At 67.6% G+C, this 7665-nt stretch carries 8 protein-coding genes; 4 read left to right on the forward strand and 4 right to left on the reverse strand.

Annotation, left to right across the window (positions count from 1 at the left end):
- Positions 1–62: 62 nt before the first annotated feature.
- Entirely contained in the window at positions 63–2093 is a 2031-nt protein-coding gene (locus QZ189_RS10030) for an HDIG domain-containing metalloprotein (protein WP_050778501.1), read from the reverse strand.
- Between the two features lie 146 nt (positions 2094–2239).
- On the opposite strand from QZ189_RS10030, the gene folD reads away from it, so the two are divergent.
- From folD to QZ189_RS10050, 4 genes are read left to right on the forward strand one after another with little or no spacing between them, the layout of a single operon-like run.
- Complete coding sequence (folD, locus tag QZ189_RS10035; protein WP_296416023.1) at positions 2240–3136, forward strand: bifunctional methylenetetrahydrofolate dehydrogenase/methenyltetrahydrofolate cyclohydrolase FolD; 897 nt, start codon at positions 2240–2242, stop codon at positions 3134–3136.
- Between the two features lie 55 nt (positions 3137–3191).
- On the forward strand, positions 3192–4130 hold the full coding sequence (gene crtE / locus QZ189_RS10040; RefSeq protein ID WP_010317896.1) for a geranylgeranyl diphosphate synthase CrtE: 939 nt from the start codon (positions 3192–3194) through the stop codon (positions 4128–4130).
- Entirely contained in the window at positions 4127–4603 is a 477-nt protein-coding gene (locus QZ189_RS10045; protein ID WP_296416024.1) for a divergent PAP2 family protein, read from the forward strand. The genes crtE and QZ189_RS10045 overlap by 4 nt, the downstream gene beginning before the upstream one ends.
- Positions 4596–6056: an AAA family ATPase gene (locus tag QZ189_RS10050; RefSeq protein ID WP_247479134.1), complete on the forward strand. Its 1461-nt coding sequence runs from the start codon at positions 4596–4598 to the stop codon at positions 6054–6056. Before QZ189_RS10045 ends, QZ189_RS10050 begins: the two co-directional genes overlap by 8 nt.
- On the opposite strand, the gene QZ189_RS10055 is transcribed toward QZ189_RS10050, so the two are convergent.
- From QZ189_RS10055 to QZ189_RS10065, 3 genes are all read right to left on the reverse strand, one after another.
- Positions 6049–6735 carry a GAP family protein gene (locus tag QZ189_RS10055; RefSeq protein WP_010317893.1) on the reverse strand — a complete coding sequence of 229 codons (687 nt, stop codon included), beginning with the start codon at positions 6733–6735 and terminating at the stop codon, positions 6049–6051. The genes QZ189_RS10050 and QZ189_RS10055 overlap by 8 nt on opposite strands.
- Positions 6736–7155, reverse strand: a complete 420-nt coding sequence (locus tag QZ189_RS10060) for an acylphosphatase (protein ID WP_296421681.1) — start codon at positions 7153–7155, stop codon at positions 6736–6738.
- A gap of 69 nt (positions 7156–7224) precedes the next feature.
- A partial coding sequence (locus QZ189_RS10065; RefSeq protein ID WP_296421682.1) for a histidine phosphatase family protein occupies positions 7225–7665 on the reverse strand: 441 nt, incomplete at its 5' end.

The raw sequence follows: 7665 nt of genomic DNA on the forward strand, positions 1-7665 counted from the left end.
GCGGTCCAGGTCGCGCAGGAACGCCACGGGGAACCAGGCGTTCTGCCAGCGGTTGGAGGACATCAGGCGCTGAAACTCTTGCGGGCGGGGATTGGATAGGGAATGCGGCGATGGCGCATCCGCCGCCACACCCGAACGAAGGCGCGGACCAACAGCTCCAACTCTGCAGGGGTCAGGCCGCTGTCTGTGAGTTGGCCATCGCGCCAGCGGGCCTCGACGATGCTGCGCACCACATCGCGGGCCTGGGTTTCGCTGGTGTCGGGGGGGAGCGAGCGCAGGGCCGCCTCGCAGCCATCGGCCAGCATCAACACCGCCGTCTCCCGGCTCCTGGGTGTTGGACCGCGGTAGCGGTAATCCTCCTCGCGGATCTGGGGATCACGCCGGCGGGCTTCATGGAGGAAGTAGCCCATCTTCAACGTCCCCTGGTGTTCAGGGATGAAGTCCGCCAGGGGTTTGGGCAGCCGGTAGCGCTTTGCCAACTTGAGGCCCTCATCCACGTGGGCCTGGAGGATCCCCGCACTCAGTTGGGGGTCATCGAGTTGGTCGTGGGGGTTGTCGCCCCCCTCTTGGTTTTCGATGAACCACTGGGGGCCATGGAGTTTGCCCACGTCGTGATACAGCGCCCCCGTGCGGGTCAAGTCGATGTCGGCGCCGATGGAGCGGGCCCCCTCTTCGGCTAGGCCGCAGATCATCAAGGTGTGCTCGAAGGTGCCCGGGGCTTCGCAGGAGAGACGCCGCAGCAGTGGCCGCTCCAGATCCGCCAATTCCATCAAGCGACTGCGGGTCAGGAGGTCAAAAAAGCTCTCGACCATCGGGCCGATCAGCAGGACCCCCAGCAGCAGGCCGCCCAGCACCAGCGCTTCTCCGGTGAGGTCCGATCCGATCGGGAGGCCCCCCTCCCGAACACCGCGGAAGAGCTCCAGCTGCAGCAGCAACCATTCAGCCAGGAGCGCACCCAGTGGCACCAGCAGGGCCAGCTGCAGCAGCTGGGCGCGGTTGCGTTGGCGATCCGCCAGGACGGCGGTGATGGCGGCCACGGCCGCCGCGATCAAAATCCGCTGGTCAAAAAAGGGAGAGAGGGGAAGCGGCCAGAGCAGGCTGGCCATCGCCAGCCAGGCCAGTCCGGCGGTGGTTCCCAGTCCCTGGGCGAGCAGGAGCGTCGGCGGAACGAGCAGTGCCAGGGGGCTGGCGGCCGCACCGAGCCAGAGCTTCAGGCCTTGGACGAGCGCCAGCAGGCCCAGGGCGAGGAGCGCCTGACGGGGCTCCAGGCTGACCCGGCGGTTTCGGATCAGCAGCACCATCACGCTGGAGGCGGCCAGGGCTTCCGCGAAGTGCTGCAACCAGGCGCCAATCAGGGGGCGCCGGTTCACGAGGCCGAAGTAGTCGAGGACCGCATAGGCCTGCTGACTGATCGGTTCTCCCTGCCGGGCGATCAGTTCACCCTTCCTGACTTGAATGGTGGGGATCCCCTGCTGGGTGAGCAGGTCCTCCAACATCCGCTGGCTGAGGGCCGGGTCGATGCGGAGGTTGGTGCGCCCCTGCAGGGAATTCGCGATCAGGCGTGCGCCGAGGCCCAGCTCCGGCTCCTGCATTCCCTCCAATTGATGGCGGGCCGCTTTCACCAGCTGTTGCCGGGCGACGTTGCCCACCACCCCTTGGCGCAACATCCGCGATTGGGCCTGGCGCAGTTCCTGCTCCCAGCGCAGGAGCTGCCGGCGACTGGAGCGCCTCAGCCAAGCCCGCTCCTGTGGGTTGATGTCGATTGGAGCGACCTGCTCTTGATCGCTCGCGGCGAGACGGTTGACGGCTTCGAGTTGGCGCTCCAGCCGCGCCTCCAGGTCCTGGCTTTGGCGCTCATCCACCACCTGGACATAGGTCCGAAGGCCCAGTTGGGAGCGGCGCTGCTCCAGGGCATCGGAGTCCACCACCGTGGCGGCCTTCGGCGCTTTCGCGGTGAAGGGTGCAGGGATGCCCGGCCGCAGGCTCGGCTCCACCAACCAGGGCCAGCTGGAGACCAGGGCCACCACCAGGGCCATCAGGACGACGCCTGCGCTCGCGCCGCGCTTCCAGGGCGTCAGCACCTGACGCGGCATCTCCAGCCGCAACAACTGCCTCCAGAGACGCTGGAGCCTTCGCCAGAGCTGGGGCACGGTGCTCAGGCGAGTCACGGCGAGGGCATGACAGGTCCCCACGCTAGCCCTGCCGTTGCATGCTGAGAGGAGATTGCCTGCCCCTCGCCATGGCTCAGCGTCTCGACGGCCGTCAATTGGCAGCTGCGTTGGAAGAGCGCCTCGAGCGCGTCGTGGCCGAACGTCTCGCCCAGGCCGGCCGGCCCCCGGGCCTGGCGGTGCTGCGGGTGGGGGATGACCCGGCCAGCGGTGTGTATGTCGCCAATAAAGAGAAGGCCTGCAGTCGCATTGGCATCACCAACCTGGGCGCCCATCTGCCCGCCGAGACCCCGGCGGCGGAGGTGTTGAGCACAATCCAACGCCTCAATGCCGACCCTGCGGTCGATGGAATCCTGCTGCAGCTGCCGCTGCCGGACGGACTGGACGAAGGTCCCCTCCTGGCGGCGATCGATCCCGAAAAAGATGCCGATGGATTGCACACCCTCAACCTCGGCCGCCTGCTGAAGGGGGAGCCCGGCCCCCGCAGCTGCACCCCCGCCGGCGTCATGGCCCTGCTTGCGGCGGGTGGCGTTGAGCTCTCGGGCAAGCGGGCCGTGGTGGTCGGCCGCAGCATCCTGGTGGGGCAGCCCATGGCCCTGATGCTGCAGGCGGCCAACGCCACGGTGAGCATTGGCCATTCCCGCACCAAGGACCTGGCGGAACTCACCCGTCAGGCCGATGTGCTGGTGGTGGCCGCCGGACGTCCCCGGATGATTGGCGCCGAGCACGTCAAGCCAGGCGCTGTGGTCGTTGATGTGGGGATTCACCGCTTGCCCAGCGAGCCGGGCGCGAAGGCCAAGTTGTGTGGTGATGTGCGTTTTGACGAGGTCGAGCCGATCGCCAGCGCCATCACCCCCGTCCCGGGCGGCGTCGGTCCGATGACCGTGACCCTCCTGCTGGTCAACACCGTTGCCAGTTGGTGTCAACGCTGCGGTTTGGATCAGCCCTTGGCGGATTTGCTCCCATAGCGGGGCGCGGCCTGAGAGAATCCGCCCGAGCGATGGCCCTGGGCCCAGATCTCCCATGAGCGCGGCGGTGACGACGACTGACAGCACCTCCACGGGGGAGCCGGGCCACTTTGATTTCGCTGCCTACCTGGAGTCATCCCGGCAGCAGGTGGAGCAGGCCCTCGATGGCTCCCTGGGGCCGGAGCGCCCCGAGAGCCTGCGGGAGGCCATGCGCTACTCACTCCTGGCGGGGGGCAAGCGCCTGCGTCCCATCCTTTGCTTGGCGGCCTGCGAGTTGGCCGGCGGTGATGCGGCCTTGGCGATGCCGACGGCTGTGGCTCTGGAAATGATCCACACCATGTCGCTGATCCATGACGACCTGCCGGCCATGGACAACGACGACCTGCGCCGGGGGATGCCGACGAACCACAAGGTCTACGGCGAAGCCAACGCGATCCTTGCTGGGGATGCCCTGCTGACCCGCGCCTTTGAGATGGTGGCGCTGCGCAGCCCTGGGGTCCCTGCCGAGCAGTTGATCAAGGTGGTGGGCGAGCTGTCTTTGGCCTCCGGTGCCCCCGGCCTGGTGGGCGGTCAGGTGGTGGACCTGGAGTGCGAAGGCAAGGACGTTGACCTCGAGACCCTCGAGTACATCCATCTCCACAAAACCGGAGCGCTGCTGCGCTCCTGCGTGCTGACCGGCGCCCTGATCGCCGGCGCCTCCGAGGCCCTGCTGGCGGCCCTGACCACCTATGCCCGCGGGATCGGTCTGGCCTTCCAGATCATTGACGACATCCTTGATGTCACCGCCAGCAGCGAAGTGCTGGGCAAGACCGCCGGCAAGGACCTGACGGCCGATAAGACCACCTATCCCAAGCTCCTTGGTCTTGAGGAGTCCCGCCAGCGGGCTGATGCCCTGGTGGCGGAAGCCAAGCAAGCGCTGGAGCCGTTTAACAGCAATGGCTCGGCGGCTCCGCTGCTGGCCCTGGCGGACTACATCACCAGCCGCGATCGATGAACGCTCTTTTGGACAACGGGGCCCTGTGGTGGGGGCTCGCCGCCTGTGGCACGGCCCAGTTCTCCAAGCTGGTGATTGAGCTGGTGGTGCACCGCCGCTGGAACCCAAAGGTGCTCGTCGAGACCGGTGGCATGCCCTCGAGCCATTCGGCCTTGCTGACCGGGACCGCCGCCGCTCTGGGCTGGCAGCAGGGGTTTGATTCCGGCCTGTTTGCCCTGGCGGCGACCATGTGCTTCGTGGTCCTCTATGACGCCTCCCACGTCCGCTATTCCGCCGGGCTCACGGCAGCCCGCGTCAATGCCCTGAGTGATGGGGGAGAGGAGCAGGCGCCGCTCAAGGAGAAGCTCGGCCACACCCCCTTGGAGGTGCTGGTCGGCAGCCTGATGGGCCCCCTGGTTTCCCTGCCGGGGCTGGTGCTGGTGGGCTCTCCCTTGACCCTGGCCCAGCACTGGGGCTGGATGGCGATTGGCTGAGGGGGGGCTGACCAGCGGCCAAACGGCGGCGACCGAGGCGTTTGAGCAGTGGCTCAAGGCCCCCTACGACGGCACTCCGTTTGTCCTCAGTGGTTTTGCTGGCACCGGGAAGACCTTCCTCTCCTGCCACCTGCTGGCCCTGGTGGAGCAGAGGGATTGGTGTTGGACCGTCGTGGCCCCCACCCACAAGGCGGTGGGTGTCCTGCGGCAACAGCTGTCCTGGGCCGGCCTTCAGCCCACCTGGTATCCGAGCACCATCCACCGTTTGCTGCGGCTGAAGCTCAAGCGCCAGGGGGATCTGGAACGGTGCGAAGAAACCGAGCAGACCGCTGGCTCCCTCGAGAACCTCTCCTTGGTGCTGATCGACGAGGCCTCGATGGTCGACAGCGCCCTCCTGGAGATTGCCCTGCGCTGCGCCCACCCCTTCAAGACCCGCTTGGTCTTTGTCGGCGATCCGGCCCAGTTGCCGCCCGTGGGGGAACCGCAGAGCCCGGTGTTCTCGATGGGCCGCTCCGTCAACGCCAGCTTGACCGAGGTGGTGCGCCATCAAGGTCCGGTGTTGCAGCTCGCCACCGGTCTGCGCAGTGGTGATCTTCCCTGCCGTCAGCCCCCGGCCTTGGGGCTGGTTCGTGACCCCCAGGGGCAGGTGGCGGTCTTGCCCCGCTCCCAGTGGCTGGAGGCGGCCCAGGCGGCCCTGAAGCGCGGGGCGGAGCTCGATAACCCCGATCACGCCAGGATTCTTTGCTACACGAACCGGGCCCTGGAGCAGTTGGTTCCGCTGGCCCGCCGCGCCATCCATGGCGAGATGGCCGACCAGCTCCCCGTCCTGCCGGGGGAGGTCTTGATGACCCGCTCGGCGGTGATGGCCCCGGCGTGCCGGGCCGGGGAGGAGGCCGCGGAGGAGCCCGACATGCTGCTCGGCTCCAACCGTGAATTGGTGGTCCGCGATGTCACCCCCGAGCGCTGTGACCTGGCGGACTTTGGGGTGGGCAGCGGCGACGGCCTGACGCCGGCCGTGATCGACACCCTCAATGCCGAGGTGGAGGCTGGCGAGACCCGGCTCACCCTGCGTCTCCTCCCGCCGGTGGGCAGTGCCGGACGCCAAGCCCTCGATGGGGTCATGCGCTCCCTGCGCCTCCAGGCCCGGGAAGCCGGCAAGCAGCAGGGCCGCAGTCTCTGGCGGCGTTATTTCCTAGTGCGCGATGCCTTCGCCTCCCTGGGTCCCGCTGCGGTGCTGACGGTGCACCGCAGCCAGGGCAGCACCTTTGGCGAGGTCTTCATCGCCGGTGACGTCTTCTGGCCCAGTGATGACACCCTGCGGCGCCAGTTGGTCTATGTGGCGGTCAGCCGGGCCTCGCAGGCGGTTTGGCTCAGTGCCGATCAGCGTCTGGCCAGTGCCGGGGCCACCCAGGAGCGTGATCGCTGGAGCCGCTGGCTCAAGGGTGCTAGCTGAGCTGCAAGCCTTCGATGCCCTGCCAGCCGAGGTAGCCCGCCAAGACCAAGCTCAGCCCCCCCACCAGCAGATCCCCCTTGTTGAACAGCAGGGTTTTACCGCGCTCGAGCAGGGGCAACACCTGGTCGCGGCCGATGAGCACCGCGAGGAAGGGCAGCAGGAGCGCCGTGCTGCAGGCCAGGGCGAAGCCGCCGGTGTAGAGCGTCTCTTGCAGTTGGCTCAGCCCAGAGGACAGCAGGGCTGAGGCGGCTTTGGCAAAGAGGAAGAGGTCGTCGGGGCTGATGACCTCCAGGGCTGAACTCACCCCCAGCAGCAACGGCAGGGGCATGGCGCAGAAGCGATCGAGCTGACGGGTCCAGCCGGGGGCCTCGGCACCGTCTTCTTTGCGATCCAGTAATTCTTTGAGCCCCAGGGCCAGCAAGGCACCGGCCGCGAGCAAATCCAAGCCTGTGCGGTGGCTGGTGCCTTTCTCCATCGTGAGCAGGAGGCCATGGCCCACGGTCAGCAGCAGCACCACCATGGCGGTGACGGTGAGCATCCAGCCGAGCACGAGCAGCCCGCCGCGCCGCAGCGGGTTTGGCCCGAGCAGGAGCAGCAGCAGCAGGCCGATATGCAGCGGGCTCAGGGCGATCCCACTGCCGTAGGCCAGCAACTCGGCCCAGAGGGTGCCATTGGTCATCTAACGGCGAATTTCGAACCAGTCTTCCTTGAGGGGCGGGAGCTGGCTTTGGTTCACGCTCAGCACCTCCGCCTCCCTGGGACCCCGTTCACACCAGAGGCGCAATTGGGTCAGATGATGGGGCTGGCCCTCGGCCTGCACTTCCACGGAGCCGTCCGGGCAATTCCTCACCCAGCCGCTGAGGTCGAGGTCTTTGGCCATGCGGCTGCAACTTTCACGGAAGCCGACGCCTTGCACATGGCCTCGGATCTGCAGCTGCCAGCGCTCAATCCGAAGCGCGCTTTGGCTGTTGTGGCGCTGCTCCTGGCGCACCCATTGCCGCACTTTGGCGCTGCGGTTTCCTCGGGTGAGGGGCCGCGTATCGGCAATCAGCCAGCCCGGTGTCCCTGACTGGCGTTGTGGGCTGTCATCCCGCGTCATCCACCCCCCTCTGCGAAGGCCTGGTGTCTTCAAGGTGGCATGGGTTTTGGCTTTCGGCCACGGCCGGCTTTAGGCCGGTTGGGCTGGGGCATTCCAGTGGATCAGGGCGCGGGTCTGACGCTCGTAGCCCAGAACGCAGAAGCTGCCGGTACCCAGCACCAGTCGGGCGCCGCCGGCGGGGCCCTGCCCCAGCCAGCACCCCGCGAGGCTGCGCAGGATGTGGCCATGGGCAAAGAGCGCCACGTCACAGCGCTCCCCTGGTGCACCGCTGGCGTATGCGCTGGCACGGGCAATCACCCGCTCACAGCGCTGCTGCACCTGATCGCTGCTCTCTCCCCCTGGGCAGGGGTGGCTGAAGACGGTCCAGTCCGGGACGCTCTCGCGAATCACGGCGGTGGTCAGCCCCTCGTAGTCGCCGTAGTCCCATTCCTTGAGATCGGGTTCGATCTGGGCCTGCTCGCCCAGGCCGGCCAGTTCACAGGTGCGTCTGGCCCGTTGCAGGGGGCTGCT

It is taken from the genome of Vulcanococcus sp. CPBay_Sum15L08_68, from assembly GCF_017855895.1.
In the GTDB taxonomy this organism is placed as follows: domain Bacteria; phylum Cyanobacteriota; class Cyanobacteriia; order PCC-6307; family Cyanobiaceae; genus Vulcanococcus.

Excerpts from the sequence above, each read along its gene's own strand:
- QZ189_RS10060 (WP_296421681.1), bottom strand. The coding sequence starts at position 7,155 with ATGACGCGGGATGACAGCCCACAACGCCAGTCAGGGACACCGGGCTGG.
- crtE (WP_010317896.1), top strand. The coding sequence starts at position 3,192 with ATGAGCGCGGCGGTGACGACGACTGACAGCACCTCCACGGGGGAGCCG.
- QZ189_RS10055 (WP_010317893.1), bottom strand. The coding sequence starts at position 6,735 with ATGACCAATGGCACCCTCTGGGCCGAGTTGCTGGCCTACGGCAGTGGG.
- QZ189_RS10045 (WP_296416024.1), top strand. The coding sequence starts at position 4,127 with ATGAACGCTCTTTTGGACAACGGGGCCCTGTGGTGGGGGCTCGCCGCC.
- QZ189_RS10030 (WP_050778501.1), bottom strand. The coding sequence starts at position 2,093 with ATGCCGCGTCAGGTGCTGACGCCCTGGAAGCGCGGCGCGAGCGCAGGC.
- folD (WP_296416023.1), top strand. The coding sequence starts at position 2,240 with ATGGCTCAGCGTCTCGACGGCCGTCAATTGGCAGCTGCGTTGGAAGAG.